The organism is Streptomyces sp. MB09-02B, assembly GCF_033794485.1.
GTDB lineage: Bacteria > Actinomycetota > Actinomycetes > Streptomycetales > Streptomycetaceae > Streptomyces.
In genome coordinates, this window is sequence record NZ_JARGEE010000838.1 from 1 (window position 1) to 1,489 (window position 1,489).

Annotated in this window: 1 protein-coding gene; it reads right to left on the minus strand. The window is 69.6% G+C overall.

The features are described from left to right. On the minus strand, window positions 1–1,437 hold a 1,437-nt coding region (locus P1P70_RS44510; RefSeq protein ID WP_319248175.1), incomplete at its 3' end, for an actin cross-linking domain-containing toxin. Between the last annotated feature and the right edge of the window lie 52 nt (window positions 1,438–1,489).

Here is a 1,489-nt window from a genome sequence, read left to right on the forward strand (position 1 = left end):
GACGGGGGGAGCGGCCGGGGCAGCGGGGACGGCAGGGCCGGCAGACGTCGACGGCATGGCGGCGGGTGCCACGCGCCCGGCGGTGATGTCCTGCCATGCCTGCGGATGCTGCAGGCTGATCCACTCCGCCTTGTGACGGGCCGCCGCCATCCGCAGGACCGCGTCGGTGCTCTTGTTCTGGTGGATGCGCGCGGCGTCCGGATCCCTCGGGAACTCGGTGCGGTACCAGTCGGCGAAGGCGTCCCTGTTCTCCGGCGTGGAGATGAACTCGTTGATCCTCCGTACGCCGGCCACCCGGTTCCCGCCCAGCTCCGCCAAGGGGTCGGTCACCACGGAGACAGGGACCTTCTCGTGCGGTACGGCGCCCTTCAGCTCGTCCGGGAGTGAGCGGAACTCGAACAGCAGGGCTCGTTCCCCACCGACAGTGGCGTTGTTGATACCGCGTCCGGCCACCTCGTTGCCGGTGAGGATGTACTGCCTCGCCGCCTTCCACACCGCCTCGTCACCGAGGGCGGGGGCCTCGCGCAGGAGTCTCAGCGTCACGGCGCGGTCCCCGGGCGACAGGGCGTCGAGGACCAGACTCGGCCTGGTCCGGGGCAGGACCGACCACTCGTTCTTCACCGCCGGGTGGGTCAGACCCCGGTAGGGCGGCGCGCCGGCCCAGCCCTCCATGGGGATGCCGTGCTTGTGCACCAGGTCGGAGGTGAAGTCGATGACGGACTTCATATAGGTGTACGCGTTCTCCACCTGCTCGGGCGCGTCGAGCACCTCGCGGGCGAGCGCCGTCCGCAGGGCGTCGTCGTTGCGGAAGGCGGGCTTGTACCAGTGGGCATGGTCCGCCAGCAGTCTCAGCTCGTTCGTGGCGCGGGAGCCGAAGTCCACGGCCCTGATGCCCACCGTGGCCTGCTGCTGGGTGGTCGGCATGGAGACGGAGGGCAGGCCTTCGAGTTCGAGGCCGGTCCCCGTCGCGATGACGTGCCTCTCGCTCGTCACCTGCAACCGGTAGAGCCCGTCCGGGCTGGTCATCGACTCCAGCGGCCGGTGGTTGTGGACGCCGAGCCGCTCCTTGAAGACATCGAGCAGCCACTGGGTCGCGTCGTTGCGGGCGCCGAGCGCCGCCTGGTCACCCAGCCGGGACGGATAGGTGATCAGCTCCACGGTGTGCGTCTGCCAGTTGCCGCGCTGAGCCATCGGCAGCTCCGTCGGGTTGGCGTACCCGCCCTTGCTCATGTCCTTGGTGACCATGAGCAGGGGTTCGTCGGAGTCGACCTTCGACACGAAGGCGAAGGCCCGGTCCGCGCTCTCCGGGAGTGCCACGACGAACCCGCCGAGTTCGCTCTCGGTGCCGATGGAGGGGCCCGGGAAGGCCGACTCGAACCCCGGAGCCACGGCCCGCGGGGGCCGAGCCGCCACCGGCACCGCACCGGGCGCGTGCACGGAGCTGTCTTTTAAACCACTCTACCGGCCCAAACAAAAACCACTGGGTAAA